Consider the following 20,721-nt stretch of genomic DNA (forward strand, 5'->3'; position numbering starts at 1 on the left):
CCTCTTCTGACTGTATCCGCCCCTAGGATCGACTCCTCACGGGAAGATGAAAGAACCTTTCAGGCCCTCACAGTTCTATTTTATGTACGTGATGCATCTTTGACACGAAAGACAGGGCCTATTTGCCGGAAATCGGGCGTTGTCCCATTCGGGCCGGGTTGTCGGTTCATACAATACCTAAGCAACGGTTCATTGAGAAGGGAGATTGCCACGCATGGACTACACCCGGATCATGCAATCACTGCTTACGGAGACGAAACTTCTCGCGCGAAACGTTCAAGGAGAGCATCGGCGGATTCTCACGTTTCATGACCCTAGTCTGTACAGGGAATGCATCAGCCAATGGAAACATCTCGCCGATCACGGTCCCCTGCATCCCTCTGTCACCTGCTCCCCTCTCACCCAAACGATCATTGCGCCCGCTTCCCGAACTGCTGTCATCGAAAAAGAATTCCGGGAGGAGCTAACCGTGGAAGAGGACAGCCGCATTCACATCCATGCGGTTCAGGGCAGCATCGCCACGCTGACCGGCATTCCTTGGGGAGTCAAGCACATCAAAGCACCGCAAGCATGGTCCGTTTCTACCGGCCACCGCATCAAGATTGGCGTCATTGATACCGGCGTTGACTTTGCCCACCCGGATCTGAAGCATTCGCTTGGCCGGGGGATCAACCTGGTCAACCGCGCCATTCCGCCTTATGACGATAACGGGCACGGAACCCATATATCCGGCACAATTGCCGCCGCCAACAGCACGCGAGGCATGATCGGCGTCGCACCGAGATCGATTGTGTACCCCGTCAAAGCCTTCGATCATAACGGGTCCGCGTTTGTGTCCGACATTGTGCTTGCCATCGACTGGTGCATCCGCAATCAGGTCGACATTATCAATATGAGCTTCGGCATGCAGAGCCGAAGCCGGGCCCTTCTCGAAGTGGTCGGCAAGGCCAATCAATCCGGGGTCATCATCGTCGCCTCGTCCGGCAACGACGGGAAGCGCCGCACTGCCGACTATCCGGCTCGTTATCCGCAAACGATATCCGTAGGGGCGACGGACCGCAACCGCAAAATCCCCTCCTTCAGCAACCGCGGGCAATTTGTTGACATTTATGCGCCTGGGGACAAAATCGTCTCCGCCTGGCTTCAGGGAAGATACCATGAAATGAGCGGCACCTCCATGGCCACCTCCCATATCAGCGGAACGATCGCATTGCTGCTCGCGCAAAGGCCCGGACTTCGGACAACGGCGATCAAGTCGCTCCTGCGCCGAACCTCCACGCCGCTCAGGCTGCGCAAAGGCTACAGCCATTCCGACGGTGAAGTGAACGCCCTGAAATTTCTGCGTGAAGGAATGAAGCTGCAAGGGTAGTTCTGCACCCGGATCAGAATGAACCCGCAGCAAGTGGAACGTGCTCAGAACATGACAACGAAACGATGATGGAACGATGAAATGATGAAACGACGAAGCGGCAACGCCATCTTGCATCCAACGACAAACAGCCGCCTTTCCTCCAGGGAAAGACGGCTGCTACCCGCGTTCTTATTCGACAAAAATCTACATCCGCTCCGGAGCGGATACGCCAACAAGGCGCAGCACGTTGGCAATGACGGTGCGAACAGCGCTCAAAAGCGCGAGACGCGCCTGGGTTTGCGCCGCATCTTCCGTAATGACACGCTGCGCTTTGTAATAGCTGTGGAACAGCGAGGACAGCTCGTACACATAACGGATCAGACGATGCGGAGCATAGTTGTCCGCAGCCACCGACACTTCTTGCGGAAGCTCGCCCATTTTGCGTAAAATGTCGTATTCATGCTCCGATTGCAGCACATGCAGATTCACCTCGGACAGCGGCTGAACCTCAACGCCCTGCTCCTCGGCTTGACGGAACACGCTGCAAATCCGGGCATGGGCATATTGAACATAGAAGACCGGGTTCTCGTTCGATGTCGAAACCGCCAGATCCATATCGAAGTCCAGATGAGAATCCATACTGCGCATCGTGAAGAAATAGCGGATCGCATCCACACCCACTTCATCCATCAGATCCTCCATCGTAACCGCTTTGCCTGTCCGCTTGGACATCTTCACCTTTTCCCCGTTCTGGAACAGGCTGACCATCTGGGCGATCAGCACCGTCAGCTTGCCAGGGTCAAAACCGAGCGCTTCCATAGCCGCCTTCATCCGCGGAATGTAGCCATGGTGATCGGCGCCCCAGATGTTGATCATGCGGTCGAAGCCTCTTTCGTACTTGTTGCGATGATAAGCAATATCAGGCGTCAGGTAGGTATAGGTGCCGTCGTTCTTCACTAGCACCCGGTCCTTGTCATCGCCATAGTCGGTCGTCCGCAGCCAGGTAGCTCCGTCCTGCTCGTAGGCTTCCCCTTTGTTCTTCAGTTCGTTCAATGCTTTCTCAACCAGACCATCCTCATACAGGGACGTCTCACTGAACCATTCGTCAAAATGCACCCGGAAACGATTCAAATCGCGCTTGATCTTGTCCAGCTCTTTCCCGAGGCCATATTCGCGCAGGAATGCGGTCCGCTCCGCCGGGTCCATCGACAGAAGGGCGTCGCCCTTCTCAGCGACCAGTTCCTTGGCAAAGCCGATAATATCCTCGCCGTGATAGCCGTCCTCCGGCATTTCAGCATCCTGCCCCAGCTCCTGCAAGTACCGGGCTTCGATGGACTTGCACAAGTTCATCACCTGGTTACCCGCATCATTAATGTAATATTCGCGCGTCACTTCATAGCCGGCATAATCGAGCAAATTGCACAGTGCATCCCCTACCGCGGCGCCCCGAGCATGCCCCAGATGCAGGCTTCCGGTCGGATTCGCGCTGACAAACTCGACCTGAACTCGCTGGCCTTTGCCGAGATCGACACGGCCATAGTCTGCCCCCTGCTGCTGCACGAGCTCGACAACCGGGTACAGATAGCTCTTGTCCAGCGTAAAGTTGATAAAGCCCGGTCCGGCGATGTCCGCCTTCTCGATCGACGCCTTCTCCTTGTCGAGATGCTCCACAATCGCCTCGGCGATCTGCCGAGGGTTCTTCTTCGCAATGCGCGTCAGTTGCATCGCCAGGTTCGTGGCGAGGTCTCCGTGCGCCTTATCCTTGGGCACTTCAAGCAGAACTTGAGGCAGCTCCTCCCGGGATACGAGCCCTGCCGCTACCGCAGCGTCGCCCACCGCTTCGGCCACCAGGCTGTTAATGTGATCTAATGGATTCAATGTCATGATTCTTGATCCTCCTGAATGCTCAAACTAATGGAAAAATGTCCTGAATAATCTTCGAACACATATAAGTCATACTCCCATGCCGCACGTCCGGACATGCCGTCAACGACCAGCTCCATTCGCTGGGTATGGGTAGATAATTGAAATGATGTAAACGGAGAACGGTAAAACCCCGGCAAGCGCTGCCCCAGCATAAAGGACTGTTCTGACTCCACCTCGCCGTGGCGGATGATCTTCACCTCGTCCTCGCTCAGCTTCAGCATCGTCCGGGTCTCTCCCTGATGAGGGCCAAGCTTCGGCTCGATGTAGCGCACGTACAGGGCTTTGCCCCTGGCGAACACCTCTGCCTCCAGCTCATGCACCGTCTTCTCGCCCTCATGGAGGCTTTGAAGCCGGATGGCCGCTTGTTTTCGAACTGACATCGTACCGCTCCTCTATCTTTGGCTCAGCCCATCCTGTTCATGCCGCATTGCCGTAATCCAGCAATACGCTTATGGCCTTTCCGGCGGCTGATTAAAGTAACGTATTCTATCATAGTATATTTTCATGATTTCATAAACCATTGAAACTTGCAAGCAGGCTAACATTATCAAATATTCGGGAATCAGCGGCTCTCAGCAAGGCTAAACCGATGTTTACATGCAGCATAATCTACCAATCCGGTAACCAGGTGCAAGGAAATCTTCTATTCTTATGTAGAATCGCCACGAAACCGGCATCTTATGCCTGTCCGGATCAAGGGCTATACATGCTCAAGCGATGGTGTGACGAAGCTGCAAATACCAGGCCGTGGCTCTGTATGTATATATAAGGAAGCGGGCATCCGCTATACATCACGAATACCCGCATGGGAACAAGCTCTAGGAGGGTGCACGAACCTGTGTATACAAAGGGAGCTGCACCGCTCGAAGGCGCGGGCCCGATCCCCTCCCTTGCCCCTATTGCTTACAGCGGCAGCAGAGCTACCTTATCACGCTGCTCCAGCTTCGCTACCATCTCTGTCCAGGCCTGCGGCTTCTCCGGCAGGACAGCATAATAACGCTTCAGGAAATGGACGATCAGCTCTGCCGGCAGCTCCTGCAGCTCATCATCGCTTGGCATGAAGCACAGATCCAGGCCGGTAACGGCTTCACCGTCATTGTTCCAGGATGGATGGACATAATCGATGTCCGTACGCTTATACCCGAGATGGGACAGCACCTCCCGGCGAACGAACGGATCCATCGGCTTCACGCCGCCGAACTCATAGTCCTGAACACGATATGGATCATAGATTTCGGCGAACATGCCAAACAGCTCCTTGCCGTTCTCCGCGGCCAGACGGTTCAGATCCTTGAGCCGCTGCTGGGCCAGAAAACGGCCGATACCCAGCCCTTCACGGCCGACGATTGTAAAGTCCGTCATCGCCACGTTCCAATCCTCGTAATAGCGGTACTCGGTTGTGCCGACAACCTCACCCTCATGAACAGCGACAAAGACACGGATGCCCGGGTCCTCCAGCGGCTCCTTCCACAGACTGAACTCCAGCACTTCCTCCGGCGGAAACACCTCCTGCATCAGGTTGTGCATTTTGCGAAATAGCGGGTCTTCAATGCTTGTAATACGGATATATTCCATGTTCGTAACGGCCTCCTTAAACAGCTTCATGATTTAAAAGGGTTTCTCCATTCCATCAGCGCCCCGTAATTGCAGGATTCCTCGTCCTCCAGATAATTCTCGGCTACGCCAAGCGGCGTACGTCCGCAGCGCAGCAGAAACGTGATCACCGGGTCCTTGATCTCGCCCCGAACGACCGCATCCAGATACGCTTCCGCCGACATCTGCCCGGCATATCGGTGATAGCCTGGCATTCGCCCGCCGCCGAGCAGGCGGTCCAGCTTCTTCTCAACAGTGACATGATACAGCGACTGAAGCAGCCACTTGCCCAGACCGAGCTTGCGAAAGCGCGGGCGAACGCAAATATCCGCTACATACAGCGTGTTGCCATCCGGCTTGTGTGTCCGAATATAGCCATGATCGGTTGTGTCCGCCCAGGAATGCGCCGGCTTCGCGGGATCAAAATCGACGATCAACGAGGTCACCGATCCTGCGAGCACCCCATCCACCTCAATGCACAGCGCCCCCTCCGGGAAGCGGCTCACATGCTCGTGAAGCTGCTCCTTGTTCCACCACTGCTCCGGCGGATACGGAGGCGGAAAGGTCTCGGATTGGATCACGATCAGTTCGTCGAAATCAGCTTCTGTATAACTTCGAATGACCGCCGGAACTGGCCGGGCGTCCTCAAATACGTAAAGCTGCTGATTATACTGGGTCATATCACGCATCCTTTCTTCGCTTATTCATTTCGTTGTTTATATAGAAGGTTGGCTTCTGCTGTACCATGCCGTCCGTGCCCTACTTCCAATCCGGGTACAGGTCGGTGCGCCGGTCACGCCACGTCGTTACGGAGCCCTTCTCGCGCACCTGATAGAGCAGATCGAGGTCCAGGTCGGCCGTAATGATCATATCGTTGTTCAGTTCTCCTTCGGCAAGCAGCCCTTTCGGCGGAAACGGAATGTCGTTCGGGGTAATGATCGCTGCCTGACCGAAATTGGCCCGCATCAGATCCACCGTTGGCAGCGCGCCGACCGTGCCGGTCAACACCACATACACCTGGTTCTCGATTGCCCGGGCATGGCTCGTATAGCGGACGCGGTGGAAACCGTGCCGATCATCCGTGCAGGACGGGCAGAAGATGACGTCTGCGCCTTTGGCCTTCGCCATCCGGACAATCTCCGGAAACTCAATGTCGTAGCAGGTGAGCATGGCGATTGTTCCTTTTTCCGTTTCAAAAACCTCCAGCCCTTCACCAGCGCCCATATTCCAGCCGGTAATCTCTGAAGGCGTAATATGAATCTTGGCCTGCTCGGCGATGCGTCCGTCCGGGTAGAACAGATGCGCCACATTGTACAGCTTGCCTTCCCGGCGAATGACATGCGTCCCTCCGATAATGTGCATGCCGTAACGCTTGGCGAAGCCCTGGAACAGCTCACGGTACTGATCTGTAAAATCAGGCAGATCATTGATCGTCAAAGCATGGCCCTGCGCATCTCCGATCGACATCAGCTGCGTCGTGAAAAACTCCGGAAAGAGCACGAAATCGGCCTCGAATTCCTCGGCGGCCCGGATATAATGCTCGGATTGTCTAGCGAAATCGTCAAATGATTGTATGGTATGCAGATGATACTGCACAGCGGAAACGCGAAATTTCATGCTTCTCCTCCTTGGGATTCCATTCTGAATCCATTATATAAGATTTTAAAGGGTGAGCCTATGTCCAAGGATGTCCCGTGTCCTCTACTTCTGCAGGCATGTCCACAGTCTGTCCAGAGAAATTAGTGAGAGAAATTATGGAATTCTTTGAACCGATCCAGCCTGCGGGACGTACTACATGTATACACCCATTATAAGGAGGTCTTTCATTGAAGAAAAGTTTATCACGGATACTGATCGTGATCCTTGCGGTCATGCTGCTCCTGCCGACAGCGGCCATGGCATCCGGTACTGACCCGTCTAATGAAGCGAAATCGGGACAGAACCTGGAGACGATTGCCGCCGAGAAGGCGTCCCTGCTGACACAGGCGTACGGGACGATCAGCGTGCAGTACGCACTTATCGATCAGGGTGAGATCTTGTTGTCAGGGCAGTCCGGCATGAACGATATGGCCGGGGAAATCCCGCTCACCAATGAAACGATGTATGGCATAGGTTCAACAAGCAAAGTATTTACAACCGCTGCAGTTTTGAAATTGGCAGATCAAGGAAGGATCGACCTGGATACTCCGCTGGTGGAGTACATACCGGATTTTAAAATGAAAGACGAACGCTATAAGCTCATCACGCCGCGCATGCTGCTGAATCATTCGTCCGGCCTGCACGGTTCGACGCTGATCAACGCGTTCCTGTTCGCGGATTCAGACCCTTATGCTAAAGAGTCACTGCTTCAGCATCTGGCGAATCAGACTCTGAAAGCCGACCCAGGTGCGTTCTCCGTGTACTCCAACGACAGCTTTACACTTGCTGAGATTTTGGTGGAACGGGTAAGCGGAACGGATTATACCGCATTTATTCATCAGCATTTTACCGGCCCGCTCAACATGAACAACACCAAGACATCTCAGGATGCACTGGACCCTGACCAATTGGCGGGACTCTACTACCCGACTTATCAAGGACAGCTTCCGAATGAAACGGTCAACGTGATTGGAACCGGCGGCATTTACTCAACTGCCGAGGATCTCGCCCGGTTCGCGACTATTTTTACAGGTGAGACCGAGGGCATTCTATCTCCGCAGGCCATCCAGGCGATGGAGCAGGAAGAATACAAGAACGGCATCTGGCCGGAAGATGCGGACAACTCGATTGATTTCGGGCTCGGATGGGACAGCGTTCGATTGTACCCGTTCAACGACTACGGAATCAAGGCGCTTACTAAAGGCGGAGACACCATTCTATATCACGCTTCGCTGGTTGTGCTTCCAGAGCACAACATGGCAGCCAGCGTCCTTTCATCCGGCGGCTCCAGCTCCTTTAATCAGCTGCTGGCAAGCGAACTGCTGCTGCAGGCGTTGAAGGAGAAGGGCGTTATTGACGAGTTCAAGCCGGCCAAGTCCTTTGGCGTGCCGGTTGCAGCTGACATGCCGGAAGAGATGAAGGAATACGCCGGTTATTACGTGGCGACCAACGTACAGATGCATGCCGATATCCGTGACGGAAAGCTGTTCCTCACCGTACCGATGAGTCCGGAAGAGCCTGCGCAGACGTTTGTTTACACAGGCGACGGGGACTTTGTGAGCGAGGAAGGCAGCACGAAGGTCCGTTTTGTGACCGAGAGCAATGACCGCACTTATATGTGGGTAAAACAATATGCCACCCTGCCGGAACTGGGGCAGATAGCACTCAATCAGTATCAGGCCGAGAAGGTAGAGAAGGAAACACTCCCTGGCAGGTCTGAAGCAGCCTGGAAGAAGCGCGAAGGGAAAAGCTACTATCTCTTAAACGAGAAGTACACCTCGATTGCGTACATGATCATGAAGCCGGTGCTTACGATCAGCCGGGTCGGCGATATGCCGGCCTATATCGCCGACCGCAAAATTGTCGGACCTGATCTGGCCGTTAGCCAGCATCAAGTTCCCGGAACGGGCAGTCGGGATACATCCGATATCAGCTTCTTCACCCAGCAAGGAGTGGAGTACGCAGAGGCAGCTGGCTCCTTGTATATGAGCGAGGATGATATCAAGCCGCTCTACCATGGCAAGAAGTCCAGACTGACGATCCATCCCGAAGGACATGCAAGATGGTTTACCGTGCCCGAGCAGGCCGCTGCCCGGACGATGACGGTGGAGCTGCCGGAGAACGGAGGTTTTGCCGTGTACGATGAGAACGGGGTGTGCTTGAACTTCACCGTTATCAGCGGCGAGGCTTCGGTGACGCTGCCCGAGAACGGAACGGTCGTATTTGCAGGGGATCCGGGATCGGTCTTCCAGATCTCCCTGGATTAAACAACTTAGAGCCTGCCCTGGTGCTTTCAAACAAACAGAGGGAGAACCCTTATAAGGGTTCTCCCTCTGTTTTGGTTGCAGCTTCGCTGGTCGGTGGCGCGCTATCCGGCCTTTTCCGGGCTATGCAGCAAATTTCATGGCCCATGGCTTTACCTTGCAATTGAGTCAGAATCGCCATTTTGTCCGCCATAGAGTATGCCGTCTCTGCCGTAGAGGAGCCGAGCAGCTGCTCCAGGTGATTCGGCACTTGGCGGGTGAACAGGCTCACAGGCTGAAACGGAGTCTGTGCCAGCAGCTTCATCAGGCTGCGAGCGGAGTAATGGTAAAGGTGATCCTTCTCGGTCAGCAGCGGAGATTGTTTGCCGTAGATCGCATTGGTGAACGATTGAAGATTCGGCACACTGAACAGCAGCAGCCCGTTGTCCTGCAGCTTCCCGGCCACTCCGCGCAAAAACTCGACCGGCCTGGCCATATGCTCCAGCACATGCCAGAATACAACCGCGTCGAACGGCTCCCACTCCTCGGCAAGCTCCGGGCTCCACAGAGCATTGTGCAATTCCAGATCGTACTTCTGCTTGGCGTATTTACATGACGATGCGGACGCCTCCACTCCGGTAACGTCCCAGCCCGCACTCTGGGCGGTAAACAAGAATTCCCCTGTTCCTGAGCCAATCTCCAGCAGCCTTCCCTTTCCCGGCCTGAACATTTCCAGCTGCAGCGTGTTGAACAGCGCATGGTCTTGGAACGTTAGATGCGCGTACTTATCGCGCATGGCAACCCAGCGATCGTCGTAAACTTCCTCTATGATTCGGGCTACATCCGTCGTTTCGGCTTGACGCTGAAACAGCAGCTTGCAATCGTCGCATTCAAACAGGTCGAACCGGCTATATGCGTAATATAGCGTGACATGTTCGGATGAACGGCACAGTGGGCACTCCATTGGGCTTTGCTCCCCTTTCCCCTTTCCGTATTGAGGACAGTTCGGTTCCTCGGTTCACGTTGTCCATAATATATATTCAGCACTCGGCCAAAGTTGAACCGTCCCCTCACCTCATGCATGGATTCCTCTGCATTTCAGCACAATAACAAGGCGGCCTGCAGAGCGTCCGCCCATAGACAATGAAGCGCCGCCGTACGGACGAAACACTTGTCACGCCGCGTTAGAACGGGACTGTCGGTCCGGGTATCACCCGAATCTGGATGACCTTACATATCCCGGAAACTTGAACGCTTTTTTTTCAAATTTCAGACCCTCGTTTAACAATTCTCATGTATACTGGACAGGTGATTAAAACCAGAACCATATCAAAAGCTGTGTTTGCAGCCGCAATATGTGTTAAATATGAGTAATCCGAAAGATTGAGGTGATGACCACCATGATGACCCGTTCCTTGCATTGGCTTCAGCAGTATGATCGTCGCGTCTTCCGCTGGTTCAACCGTAAACTCCGAAACAGGGCAGCAGATCTGCTGTTCAGAGGCTTTACCCATCTCGGCGGAGCGGTATTTACGATTGTAATCACGCTGTCCGTCGCGGTGCTGACGTCCGAGCCATGGTCCTTCATGGGGTGGCAGAGCTTTGCAGCGCTGTCCATCAGTTTCCTGATTACGGCGATTCTAAAAAGAAGATTGCAGCGGATCAGGCCATATCTGGCCCTGGAAGAAGTGCATGTGGGAAAGAACCCGCTCAAGGACCCTTCGTTCCCGTCGGGACACTCTACCGCGATCTTTTCCATTATTACGCCCTTCCTGTTCATATCGATGTGGTTGTCGATGCTGCTCATTCTGATCGCCAGCACGGTCAGCCTCTCGCGAATTTATCTGGGCTTTCACTACCCCTCCGACTGCCTTGCCGGATGTGTCGTCGGCTTGACTACAGGCATGCTGATCGTTCTCGGCTAATCCATAAATAGGTCGTCTGTCCTTCTTAAAATGAAGCCATTTACTACTTGTGAGTATCCTAAGGCAATTGTATAATCCATATAACGATACAGGGGAGCACCTCGGTATAGACATATGTCTATAGATGAGGTGTTTTTCGTAGCCAAAGGAGGGAATTCATGAAGGAAGAGTGGCTTCAGGAAGCGTCCGGAGGCCTTAGTGCCTCGGAGCTGAAAAATTTCAAAAATAGCATCGCCAAACTTTGGGCTGCCCCATTCTCGATGAAGGATTTTACAAATCTCGTTCATGAAATGACCGAAGCGCAGAAGCGCCGATTTCAATCCCTGCTCAACATCAAGTTGAAAGCCCCCGTGAACCGGCCTTTTCCCGTTGATGGATTCCTCCAGCTCGTTCGCATGAGACTCCATAAGCCCAATGAGAAGCTGCACATACTCCAAAGTATCATGCTGCACATTATCCCAATCTATGAAGATGACCTGCACAAATCGGATGAGGAATTTCTCGCCATGGAACATGATAAAAGGGAGCAGTACGGCGCCTGGCATTACTTGTGGGCGCTGCGTCTTTACCCGAAGCCTTCCGACCGAATCGCCGAGCGGCTCTCGGAACTGGAGCAGACACTGCCGCCGCCAGCAGTGACCGCGGCCTCCCGCACTCCCTCGGAGCCGGACCAGCAGGAGCGGCAGCGTGCAGCCGATGCCAAAGAGCGGCAATTGCTCGCGCAGGAGCGTGAACGCCGCATCAAGGCCGAGCAGGTCATCGACGGACTGAACAAAACTGCAAGATTGACGGAAGCCAAGCTGCAACGGATGGCGGATGCTCAAGATCAGCTGCAGCGTGCCAATCAGGAGCTGGAGCAGCAGCGGCTGGAACTGCTGCAACGGATCGAGCATGAGCGCAAGCGAATCGCTCAGCTTGAATATGAACAGGGCCAGCTGAATGCGGAAGTGAATAAGCTGCAGGCTGCCATTCAGGACCTGGAGGAGCGCGAGATTCGAACGGCGGCCGCCTTCGTGAGAGAGAAAGCGGCACTGAAGCAACAGATCGACTTGGCCAGAAGCCCCTCAGCCAGTGCGGACCAATTGGTTGCGCATCTCTATGATGAGGCCCTGTCCCTGATGAACATGCTGCGGCAGCGCGTATGGCCGCGGCAGGAGCAGGCCGAAAAACGCCAGGACATGGCTTACATGCTCGATCTGGCAGGTCGGATCGAAACGCTGTTCGATCCTCCGGAAGCACCGGAAGCACAGCCGGACAAGCCCAACCCCACGAATCACAGCAGCCGCCCTGCTGTGGAGGACAAATTCACGGATGAGGCAGCCATCAGCCTCGATCTGGAGCCCCTCGCTCCTATTCACGAGGAGTCTCCGTCTCCCTCCGCCGACGAGAAGCCGAAACGATCCGGCACTTTCTATCGCAAGGATCATGGCGGATATGTTCAGCTTGAGGATGGCGGATTCTTCCGGGTAACGGAGTCCGTCGTCAACGCGATCGGCCTGGAGCATGAAGCGGAAGTGGAGTGCGAGCTACAGCGCAGGCCGGACGGCTCGACTTATCAACATATCACCATCCTGTTCCAGGGAGACGATGCGTTCGCACCGATGGAGCAGTATTTGGGGTATGTAGAGCTCGGGGAGCGGCACACGTATTATTGTGTCGATATTCATAATCCGGACAACCGGTTTCCGCTGCATGAGAGGGACATTGAGATCCAGCGGCCGTTCGACGGGGACCCCTGTGTATTCAATGTTGCGGCAGACGGGGAGTATGCCAGGCTATCGAAATTGTTCAGCAACCAAGCGGAGCTTAAGAACGGGCGCGAAGAAGCAGCTTTAAGAAAACGGAGCACCCCGGACAAAAGAAAGAAAGCGAGCAAGGCGGTCGACCCATTTCTGGAAGGGTGCAAAGTAGCCGTTATCGGCGGACAAGCCAAATGGTTCGAATCGGTGGTCAGGGAGACCGGGGCTGAATTCGTGCATGAGAACGGGGAACATCCCGAGCGGATGTTTGCGGAGCTGCGAAAATGCCATGCCTTGTTCAAGCTGTACACCGCCACTTCCCATGAAGCGATATGGTCCGGTGTGGAGATCGCCAAATCGAACGGCATCCCTCATTTTATGATCGAAGGGTCCAAATCGAACCTGCGCAAGCTGTTGTGGGATAACCGCGACCTTATCCTCAGCAAAGCGGGGAGCTAATGTAAACGCATTAGATGGAATTGGTGCAAATATCAACAAAAACAGGCCCTGCCGGTTGGCAGGGCCTGTCCGCGTTCGCGCCACATAAGGCGTGGCACTCCGTGACTAGGGATTACTTCACGAGGTCTTCCACGAATTTAGGAAGCACAAACGCCGCTTTATGCAGGCGAGGCGAGTAATATTTCGTATCCATCTCCGGAATGGAGGACTCGTCCACCTCAAGTGGATCATACGTTTTGCTGCCCATCGTAAATGTCCACAGCCCGCTTGGGTACGTAGGGATGTTCGCGCCGTACACACGAACGATCGGGAAGATCTCCTTCACGTCCTTGCTGACCTTCTGGATCAGATCAGCTTTGAACCAAGGGTTGTCGGTCTGTGCAACGAAAATGCCGTCTTCCTTCAGCGCTTCATAGATGCCCTGGTAGAAGCCGCGCTCAAACAGCGGTGCCGCCGGCCCAACAGGCTCGGTGGAATCCACCATGATCACATCATATTCGTTCTTGTGTTCAAGAATGTGCATGTAGCCGTCGTTCACCAGCACCTCTACCTTCGGATCATCGAGCTTGCCGGCAATTTCAGGCAGGTATTGCTTCGAATATTCGATGACTTTGCCGTCGATCTCAACGAGAACTGCCTTCTCTACACCCGGGTGCTTGATTACTTCCCGAATGACACCGCCGTCTCCGCCGCCAACGACCAGCACCTTCTTCGGGCTTGGATGCGTGTTCAGCGCGGGGTGAGCGACCATCTCATGATAGACGAATTCATCCTTGATCGTAGTCATGACCATACCGTCCAGAACGAGCATGCGTCCAAATTCCTCGGTATCAATCATATCCAGCTGTTGAAATTCCGTCTTCTCATGCACAAACGTTTCCCGTATTTTCGCCGTAATCCCGAAAGTCGGTGTTTGCTTCTCTGTAAACCATAATTCCATCGTCTCTACCTTCTTTCCGCTAAAATAATGTTCAGCCGTCCAGATCCAAGCCGCAAAACTTTATTATAGGGCAGACGCCTTTCTTATCAGTTTCACACTTTCTCTATTGTACCAAACAAATTGTATAATAACACAGCTTTAGCGGTGTTTGCGAGAGCGGAAATAATGTGTTTGTTATACCTTCTGCACCTTGATCAGATTCGTGTTGCCAGGCTGTCCGATCGGGATGCCCGCAGACAATACAACCGTGTCCCCCGGATGGATATATCCAGTCTCCACCGCGTTGCGTGTCGCGGTCTCGAACATCTCGTCCGTCGTTGTCATTTTGCTGCCAAGAACCGGAATCACGCCGGACAGCAGACAAATCTTTGGCAGCACCTCACGGTGATGGGTGACGGCAATGATTGGAGCCTCCGGACGATACTTGGAGATCATCCGCGCCGTAAACCCGCTCTCGGTTGCCAGAATAATCGCATTAGCCCCAAGCTCCAGCGACGCGCTGACCGCGCTCTGACTGATCACTTCTGTAATGTCGGCTGCCTGCCCTGCCCTCTTCTTGTTGAACTGCTCTCTGTAATCGATAATCGATTCCGCCTGCTTGGCGATGGATGCCATCGTCTGCACGGACTGAATCGGATATTTCCCTGCAGCCGATTCCCCGGACAGCATGACCACGTCCGCGCCCTGCACGACCGCATTGAACACGTCACTGACCTCCGCCCGGGTCGGCCGAGGGTTCACCTGCATCGACTCCAGCATATGGGTAGCGACGACGACCGGCTTGCCAGCCTGGTTGCACTTGTCGATCATTTCCTTCTGCAGCATCGGCACCGTCTCGATCGGCACCTCTACCCCGAGATCACCGCGGGCAACCATGATGCCGTCGGAGGCTTCGATAATCTCGTCCAAGTTCTCCATACCTTCCTCGTTCTCGATCTTGGAGATGATCTGCACATGTCCTGCTTGATGGCTCTCCAGTATGCGGCGGATCTCCATAATATCGTCGCCTTTGCGGACGAAAGAGGCGGCAATCATCTCCACCTGATTCTCGATGCCAAATTCAATATGCTTCACATCGCGCTCGGTCACCCCTGGCAGAGAGGTGTGGATGCCCGGCAGGTTCACGCCCTTGCGCGGCTTGAGCTTCCCTCCGCTCACAATGCGGCAGCGAATCTCCGTCCCTTCTACGGCAAGTACCGTCAGATCAATCAGACCGTCATCAATCAGAATCCGGTCCCCCGCCTTGACATCGCGGGTCAAGTCCGGATAATTCACGCCAATACGCTCGCTGTCCCCCAGTATCTCTTCGGTGGTTAGCACCAGCTCTTCGCCGGTCTTCAGCTCGCAGAAGTCCTCCTTCAGCTTGCCGATTCGCACCTCCGGCCCCTTGATGTCCATCATAATGGGTACAAACGTGCCGAGCTCAGACGCTGCCTGACGGACATTCTTCATCCGCTGGACATGCTCGTCCAGCTCCCCGTGCGCCATATTGAGGCGAGCCACGGTCATCCCTGCTTGAATCATTTCCTTTAACACCGGAACCGAATCGCTGGCCGGCCCGATGGTACAAATAATTTTCGTTTTTTGCATCATAAATCTCCTCCGTTTTTTCTTCAATTGTAGCGCTGTTATTCCTGCGAGACTATGAAATATAGTATAGTGAATACACTATAGTACGATCACGAGGGAGGGATCGCATGATCACCGTTCTAGATGTACAGTTCCACCAGGGAGTCGATTGGTACGAGGAGAGCTCCTCCTGTCCGGACAGTCATACCCTGTGCCTTGTCACTTATGGCAAATGTGTGTTTTGGGTGCAAGAGCGCAAGCTGATCATCGATCAGGGCGATGTGCTGCTCATCCCGCCACAGCTCGATTATTATGGGAAAAGCATCCCCACCCTGTTCCATAGCAAGTATGTGATTCGTTTCCACAATTCATGTATGGAGGACGGACTGCCTATGCTAAGCCACCCCGATTTCATCAAACGGAAGCTGGGCAGCTATGAGCTGGTCAGAGAACGGCTGCGGAGCATTTCGCTGCAATGGGAGGACCAACCGGCGTATTACAGGCATATGGCGAACGCGCTCCTAACCGAGACCTTAATCTATATTAACCAGGAGTGGGACCGGGGTGTCATTCCGGATGACAGGCACCGACATGTAGCGCGAATGAAGCAGTACATTCAGGAGCATTACCGGGAGAGAATCACCAAAGAGGACCTCGGCGAGGTCATCCAGCGAACACCGAATTATGCAGCCACGCTGTTTCGTAGCGTCACCAACCAGACGATCAGCGAGTATGTGCACAGCCGCCGCATCAAGACAGCGATGTACATGCTGACCGAATCGCGACTGACCGTGCAGGAGGTGTCCGAGTATCTCGGATATCGGGATGTCTCGTATTTCCACCGCATTTTCAAGAAAATCACCGGCGCTTCCCCGTCCGACTTTCTGCATGAACGTTCGCGGATCGTATAAGGCGCGATGGTGCGTCTTTTTTTCAGAAACCGCAATGATTTTCAATTCCACGAATATCCTCGTTTGCCCAGCCCCATAATGAATAGAAAGGGAGCTTCAACATAAGGTAACCGAAATCTGTTGCCAATCCCTCCATGAAAAAAAGGAACTGGAAGGAGCACCACCTATGGCGGGATATCATGACCGTTCAACGAGACGCAAACGTCCTTTTGTCCGGATTGCCGCATTTCTGTTCGGCCTCCTTGGATTATCTATCATGGCAGGCGGCATGCTGCTCGCCTATCTATTCATCACGCCTCTGCCTGTGGCCGAGACCTCGCGTTATTCCCGCCTCCTGGACAGTCAGGGGGAATTAATCGCCACTTTCTCTTCGACGGGCAAGTCGTCAGAGCAGGTCAAGCTGGCCGACATTTCACCAAATCTGATTAAGGCTACGCTGGCGGTGGAGGACCGTAAATTCTACGATCATCCCGGCTTTGACCTGAAGGGGATGGCCCGGGCGCTGCTGGTCAACCTGGAGCATATGGACACGAAGCAGGGTGCGAGCACACTTACCCAGCAGCTGGCGCGCAACCTGTATCTGTCCCATGAGAAGACATGGACACGCAAGCTCAAGGAGGCCAAATACACGGCCCAGCTTGAGATGAAATACAGCAAGGACCAGATTCTGGAGATGTATCTGAACGAGATTTATTACGGGCATGGCGCTTATGGCATCGAATCGGCCTCGCTGATGTACTTCGGCAAGTCGGCCAAAGACCTGTCACTGGCGGAAAGCGCGATGCTGGCGGGCATCCCGAAAGGGCCGACCTATTATTCACCGTACAATCAGCCGGAGAATGCCGCCAAGCGGCAGCGCATCGTGCTGAATGCGATGGCCCAGACCGGGTACATTACGCAGGCCGAGGCGGATAAAGCCGCCGCCAGCAAGCTGGCCCTGCTGCCGCAGAACCGTCAGGAGAACAAGGTTATCGCTTCGTATTTTCGCGATTATGTGCGCCAGCTGGTTACCCGGGAGCTGAAGATTACGGAGAAGCAGCTGGAGGAAGGCGGGCTGAACATCTACACGACGCTCGACCCGCAGGCGCAGCAGGCGGCGGAGGAAGCCGTCGCCAAGGAGATGGAGAACTCGGGCGAGCTGGAAACCGCACTGGTGTCGATCGACCCGCGAAACGGTCACATCAAAGCGATGGTCGGCGGAAAGGATTACCGCCAGAACCAGTACAACCACGCCCTTGCGACGACGCGCCAGCCGGGTTCATCCTTTAAACCGATCATGTATTTGACCGCCATTGCCTCCGGCGAGATGACCAGCACAACGATGTTTAACAGCCAGCCGACGCTGTTTCATTATGACAACAACCGCAAGACGTACCAGCCGAGTAATTTCGGCGATAAATATTTGGGCGAAATTGCGATGCGGCAGGCGATAGCGGCATCGGACAACATTTATGCCGTCAACACAATCATGCAGCTTGGCGCGGACAAGGTGGCGGATATGGCCCGCAAGCTGGGCATTACCAGCAAGCTGGAGACCGTCCCTTCCCTCGCGCTGGGGACGTCGCCAATCAGCCCGCTGGAGATGGCCTCCGCTTATGCGGTTATCGCCAATCATGGCAAGCGAATCGAGCCGGTAGCGGTGCTGAAGATTACGGACGCCGCAGGCCGCAGCCTGTATTCGGCGCCGGAGGAGAGCGGGCAGCAGATCGTCGAGCCTGCGGCCGCTTACGTGCTCACCCGAATGATGGAGGGAGTGTTCGAAACGGGCGGCACCGGCAACCGCGTATCCTCGATGATGAAACGCCCGGTGGCCGGGAAGACCGGAACGACCAATACGGATGCGTGGATGGTCGGGTATACGCCGGAGCTGTCGACGGCGGTATGGGTCGGCTATGACAAGGGCAAGACGATCAGCACGGTGGACGGGCGGCGGGCAGCGCCGATTTTTGCCCAATATACGGAGAAGGCGCTGGAGAACGTCCCGCCGAAAATTTTCCCCATCCCGGACGGAGTAGTCAGCGTCTACGTTGACCCTAAGACTGGCCTTCTGGCTGGCCCCGACTGCCCTGCCAAAACATTGGAGGTATTCGTGGAAGGCACCGAGCCGACTGAATACTGCAGTGAGCATTCTGGCGGAGATGAGCAGGAGGAGCAGGATTCGAATGAAGAGAACCCGGCTCAGGAGGCGGAAAAGCAGGAGGAGCGTTCCTGGTGGTCTGACTTCAAACGCTGGTGGGTGGAGTAGCCCTCTTCCGCTCGGCCGCGAGTACGCATAGAAGAAGCCCTGCCTGGCCGACGGCCAGTGCAGGGCTTTCCTTGTTCCATCTCTCTATCCAGCGATGAAGAAGCTCGTTCCCGCCAATGATCCGAGGATCGGGCGGCCGATGACCATAAGCGTCAGCAGTGCAGCGACGTAGACCAGCAGAACGACGTACAGAAAGTCCAGACTGCCGGTACGTGCCTTGCCCGAGCTGGTCAGCACCAAGGTAGGGACAATCATAATCGAGCCGATGAGGACAAACACCAGCACCAGCGCTGAGACGGTGCGATCCAGTCCCAGAAACGCAAAACCGATCAGGCACAGCACGATGAACGGGGTCAGCAATGTACCGAACCGGGACAGGATATCCCCCAGCCCCGCCGGCGAGTCTGACGAGACTTTCACCGCTGCATAAGTGTACACGCCGAGCAGCAGCATAAACAGCGTGAGTGAAAGCATTGGCTTAAGCACCATATTCACAAATGCGCCATCAGGAACATAGCCGACATTGAGAATAAAGATGCAATAGATCAACAGCTGCACAGCCAGCACGTACAGCACCAGGGACAGCAGTGCGTTGAGCAGCTGGTCCTTTCCGGTCAGCCGCGCTGTGGCGACAGGCCGTCTCAGGGAACTGCCGAAGTATGTAAAGTAATCCCGGGCATGGATCTTGATTAATTCAAAAAAAGGATTGGGCTCATCATCCCGCTCGTCCATCGCTTCAAACTTCTGGGACGCTTCCCGGCGGGAAAGAGGCCACGACATCGTTGCGTCCCCGGACTCCGCCTGGACAGGCTTCCCGTCCGCTTGCGGCACGCTCTGCTTCGACTCCTTCGAGTTGTATGTGTAATAGACACGATCCGGGTCTGATTTCGACTTCTCGATCCCCGCTGCCTGCTCGGCATATGCAGCCTCTGCTTCCTGCCGCTGCGGCGCATGGCTGCCCCTCAGCTCCGCCCCGCACTGCTCGCAATACTTCCCGTCAGCCGTAACATATCGGCATATTGGACAAGTCATAACCGTTCCCCCTTAGCCACGTTTATCCATTAAACTGTTCGCTCTTATCAGGTGGATTCAACTTAGCTATTAGTATAAGTGGACTTCTGGACAAAAGGAAGGATTTTCTTGCTGGGCTTCAGCGTCCATGATGCCGCTTGGGGCATGTGCGGCAATAGGAATCGGGTTTATCGGATACAACATATTTCAAACAGCAGGTTGTTCGAACACGAATCAGGTCATCGGACACCGCTGTGACCCTCTTGGGCGTGTTGAACTGCTGGAACGGGTTGCGTTTCTCACCGAACAGGTGGCCCGGCGCCTCCTGCAGAAGGTAGCGATAATCGTCCCGGATGCGCTCCAATTGCTCGGGGGTTGCCCCTTCCGGATAGTTCTTCTCATACAGCGCATAGACAATCGTAGCCGTGTTCTCCCATAGCACCGATTTGGAGATGCGGGCTGTCTTGGCGAGCGCTCGCCAAACGAGGGAGACATTCCCGGCGAACAACTGGCCGAGCACCCGCTCACGCCAGCCGCTCCGCTGCCCCGGCGCAGGTTCAATTACCCGCCAGTCCATCAACCGGCCCTCAGGAAGCCACAGCTGCTTGTCATAGACAGATTCGATCCATCCGTTCTCCAACGTATAATCCAGCCCCTTGTTCAGGCGAGACATCGCATAGAGCGCTGCGGCGACGGTCAGATAAGCATAACGCTTGGCGAACAGCGAGGCCGCTGCTGTCTCTGACGAGGTGCCGAAGATCCCCTTCACGCCGGCCAGGTATGCCGCGACCTTGTCCTGATCTACCAGATCCGCAAAAGGAATCGAAAACGTCCGGTCTGTTGAAGGCACTTGCCTCAGCCGGTATTCCGCAGCGAGTACCTCAAGCTCATCCGGCTCCAGCCGGGCAGCCTGTTCGTTCAGTTCCATACAAGCATCTCCCCGCTCTCTTCATCTCGCTCATCTATCGATTCAATACATAAATGATATTGAGACTCATTATCATTTAAATTGTAGTTTAGCAGGCAATGGATTTCAAGTCTTTTCTTCCCCGGACAAGCAGACAGACGCTGCTTCTCCACCATCCCCTGACGGTCGTCTTTCTTATGTGATGGCAGCCCTCACATTGCTCCAATAAAAACAACCGGCCGGATGATAACATCCGCCGGTTGT

16 protein-coding genes are annotated in these 20,721 nt (G+C 54.7%); 6 read left to right on the top strand and 10 right to left on the bottom strand.

Annotated elements, in window-relative coordinates; translation table 11 throughout:
* Positions 1–214 precede the first annotated feature (214 nt).
* Positions 215–1,369, top strand: coding sequence for a S8 family peptidase (locus CHH75_RS24040; RefSeq protein ID WP_095399357.1), 1,155 nt, complete (start codon positions 215–217; stop codon positions 1,367–1,369).
* Between the two features lie 186 nt (positions 1,370–1,555).
* On the opposite strand, the gene argS is transcribed toward CHH75_RS24040, so the two are convergent.
* The 5 genes from argS to CHH75_RS24065 all read right to left on the bottom strand — a co-directional run bounded on the left by argS (position 1,556) and on the right by CHH75_RS24065 (position 6,487).
* Positions 1,556–3,235: an arginine--tRNA ligase gene (gene argS / locus CHH75_RS24045; RefSeq protein WP_095399358.1), complete on the bottom strand. Its 1,680-nt coding sequence runs from the start codon at positions 3,233–3,235 to the stop codon at positions 1,556–1,558.
* On the bottom strand, positions 3,232–3,657 hold the full coding sequence (locus tag CHH75_RS24050) for a YwiB family protein (RefSeq protein ID WP_095268148.1): 426 nt from the start codon (positions 3,655–3,657) through the stop codon (positions 3,232–3,234). Before CHH75_RS24050 ends, argS begins: the two co-directional genes overlap by 4 nt.
* A 523-nt stretch (positions 3,658–4,180) precedes the next feature.
* Positions 4,181–4,852 carry a GNAT family protein gene (locus CHH75_RS24055; RefSeq protein ID WP_095399366.1) on the bottom strand — a complete coding sequence of 224 codons (672 nt, stop codon included), beginning with the start codon at positions 4,850–4,852 and terminating at the stop codon, positions 4,181–4,183.
* Between the two features lie 26 nt (positions 4,853–4,878).
* Positions 4,879–5,550 carry a GNAT family N-acetyltransferase gene (locus CHH75_RS24060; RefSeq protein WP_095268147.1) on the bottom strand — a complete coding sequence of 224 codons (672 nt, stop codon included), beginning with the start codon at positions 5,548–5,550 and terminating at the stop codon, positions 4,879–4,881.
* A 79-nt stretch (positions 5,551–5,629) separates the two neighbouring features.
* Positions 5,630–6,487: a carbon-nitrogen hydrolase family protein gene (locus CHH75_RS24065; RefSeq protein ID WP_095399359.1), complete on the bottom strand. Its 858-nt coding sequence runs from the start codon at positions 6,485–6,487 to the stop codon at positions 5,630–5,632.
* A gap of 209 nt (positions 6,488–6,696) precedes the next feature.
* On the opposite strand from CHH75_RS24065, the gene CHH75_RS24070 reads away from it, so the two are divergent.
* Positions 6,697–8,775 (top strand): serine hydrolase domain-containing protein, encoded by a 2,079-nt coding sequence (locus tag CHH75_RS24070; RefSeq protein WP_095399360.1) that lies wholly within the window; start codon positions 6,697–6,699, stop codon positions 8,773–8,775.
* 49 nt (positions 8,776–8,824) lie between these two features.
* Here CHH75_RS24070 and CHH75_RS24075 read toward each other — a convergent pair whose 3' ends face one another.
* Positions 8,825–9,715, bottom strand: coding sequence for a class I SAM-dependent methyltransferase (locus tag CHH75_RS24075; RefSeq protein WP_095399361.1), 891 nt, complete (start codon positions 9,713–9,715; stop codon positions 8,825–8,827).
* 436 nt (positions 9,716–10,151) lie between these two features.
* Here CHH75_RS24075 and CHH75_RS24080 point away from each other — a divergent pair, with 436 nt between their 5' ends.
* Positions 10,152–10,676: a phosphatase PAP2 family protein gene (locus CHH75_RS24080; protein ID WP_095268087.1), complete on the top strand. Its 525-nt coding sequence runs from the start codon at positions 10,152–10,154 to the stop codon at positions 10,674–10,676.
* 158 nt (positions 10,677–10,834) lie between these two features.
* A complete protein-coding gene (locus CHH75_RS24085; RefSeq protein ID WP_095399362.1) occupies positions 10,835–12,874 on the top strand; it encodes a hypothetical protein in 2,040 nt (679 codons plus the stop codon).
* A gap of 112 nt (positions 12,875–12,986) precedes the next feature.
* Here the strand turns inward: CHH75_RS24085 and speE are convergent, their stop codons facing one another.
* A complete protein-coding gene (gene speE / locus CHH75_RS24090) occupies positions 12,987–13,814 on the bottom strand; it encodes a polyamine aminopropyltransferase (protein WP_095268085.1) in 828 nt (275 codons plus the stop codon).
* A gap of 174 nt (positions 13,815–13,988) precedes the next feature.
* Positions 13,989–15,404, bottom strand: a complete 1,416-nt coding sequence (gene pyk, locus CHH75_RS24095; protein ID WP_095399363.1) for a pyruvate kinase — start codon at positions 15,402–15,404, stop codon at positions 13,989–13,991.
* 107 nt (positions 15,405–15,511) lie between these two features.
* Between pyk and CHH75_RS24100 the strand changes: the two genes are divergently transcribed.
* Both CHH75_RS24100 and CHH75_RS24105 read left to right on the top strand, forming a co-directional pair.
* Complete coding sequence (locus CHH75_RS24100) at positions 15,512–16,294, top strand: helix-turn-helix transcriptional regulator (protein WP_095399364.1); 783 nt, start codon at positions 15,512–15,514, stop codon at positions 16,292–16,294.
* Between the two features lie 166 nt (positions 16,295–16,460).
* Positions 16,461–18,539, top strand: coding sequence for a transglycosylase domain-containing protein (locus tag CHH75_RS24105; RefSeq protein ID WP_095268082.1), 2,079 nt, complete (start codon positions 16,461–16,463; stop codon positions 18,537–18,539).
* Between the two features lie 84 nt (positions 18,540–18,623).
* Here CHH75_RS24105 and CHH75_RS24110 read toward each other — a convergent pair whose 3' ends face one another.
* Together CHH75_RS24110 and CHH75_RS24115 are read right to left on the bottom strand one after the other, a co-directional pair.
* Complete coding sequence (locus tag CHH75_RS24110; protein ID WP_095399365.1) at positions 18,624–19,571, bottom strand: hypothetical protein; 948 nt, start codon at positions 19,569–19,571, stop codon at positions 18,624–18,626.
* A 118-nt stretch (positions 19,572–19,689) separates the two neighbouring features.
* Entirely contained in the window at positions 19,690–20,478 is a 789-nt protein-coding gene (locus tag CHH75_RS24115; protein ID WP_095268080.1) for an IucA/IucC family C-terminal-domain containing protein, read from the bottom strand.
* Positions 20,479–20,721: the final 243 nt, after the last annotated feature.

The organism is Paenibacillus sp. 7541 (assembly GCF_002276395.1).
Lineage (GTDB): Bacteria > Bacillota > Bacilli > Paenibacillales > Paenibacillaceae > Paenibacillus_AQ > Paenibacillus_AQ campinasensis.

Excerpts from the sequence above, each read along its gene's own strand:
- CHH75_RS24105 (WP_095268082.1), top strand. The coding sequence starts at position 16,461 with ATGGCGGGATATCATGACCGTTCAACGAGACGCAAACGTCCTTTTGTC.
- speE (WP_095268085.1), bottom strand. The coding sequence starts at position 13,814 with ATGGAATTATGGTTTACAGAGAAGCAAACACCGACTTTCGGGATTACG.
- argS (WP_095399358.1), bottom strand. The coding sequence starts at position 3,235 with ATGACATTGAATCCATTAGATCACATTAACAGCCTGGTGGCCGAAGCG.
- CHH75_RS24050 (WP_095268148.1), bottom strand. The coding sequence starts at position 3,657 with ATGTCAGTTCGAAAACAAGCGGCCATCCGGCTTCAAAGCCTCCATGAG.
- CHH75_RS24040 (WP_095399357.1), top strand. The coding sequence starts at position 215 with ATGGACTACACCCGGATCATGCAATCACTGCTTACGGAGACGAAACTT.
- pyk (WP_095399363.1), bottom strand. The coding sequence starts at position 15,404 with ATGCAAAAAACGAAAATTATTTGTACCATCGGGCCGGCCAGCGATTCG.
- CHH75_RS24100 (WP_095399364.1), top strand. The coding sequence starts at position 15,512 with ATGATCACCGTTCTAGATGTACAGTTCCACCAGGGAGTCGATTGGTAC.
- CHH75_RS24075 (WP_095399361.1), bottom strand. The coding sequence starts at position 9,715 with ATGGAGTGCCCACTGTGCCGTTCATCCGAACATGTCACGCTATATTAC.
- CHH75_RS24085 (WP_095399362.1), top strand. The coding sequence starts at position 10,835 with ATGAAGGAAGAGTGGCTTCAGGAAGCGTCCGGAGGCCTTAGTGCCTCG.
- CHH75_RS24115 (WP_095268080.1), bottom strand. The coding sequence starts at position 20,478 with ATGGAACTGAACGAACAGGCTGCCCGGCTGGAGCCGGATGAGCTTGAG.
- CHH75_RS24110 (WP_095399365.1), bottom strand. The coding sequence starts at position 19,571 with ATGACTTGTCCAATATGCCGATATGTTACGGCTGACGGGAAGTATTGC.
- CHH75_RS24065 (WP_095399359.1), bottom strand. The coding sequence starts at position 6,487 with ATGAAATTTCGCGTTTCCGCTGTGCAGTATCATCTGCATACCATACAA.
- CHH75_RS24080 (WP_095268087.1), top strand. The coding sequence starts at position 10,152 with ATGATGACCCGTTCCTTGCATTGGCTTCAGCAGTATGATCGTCGCGTC.
- CHH75_RS24055 (WP_095399366.1), bottom strand. The coding sequence starts at position 4,852 with ATGGAATATATCCGTATTACAAGCATTGAAGACCCGCTATTTCGCAAA.
- CHH75_RS24060 (WP_095268147.1), bottom strand. The coding sequence starts at position 5,550 with ATGACCCAGTATAATCAGCAGCTTTACGTATTTGAGGACGCCCGGCCA.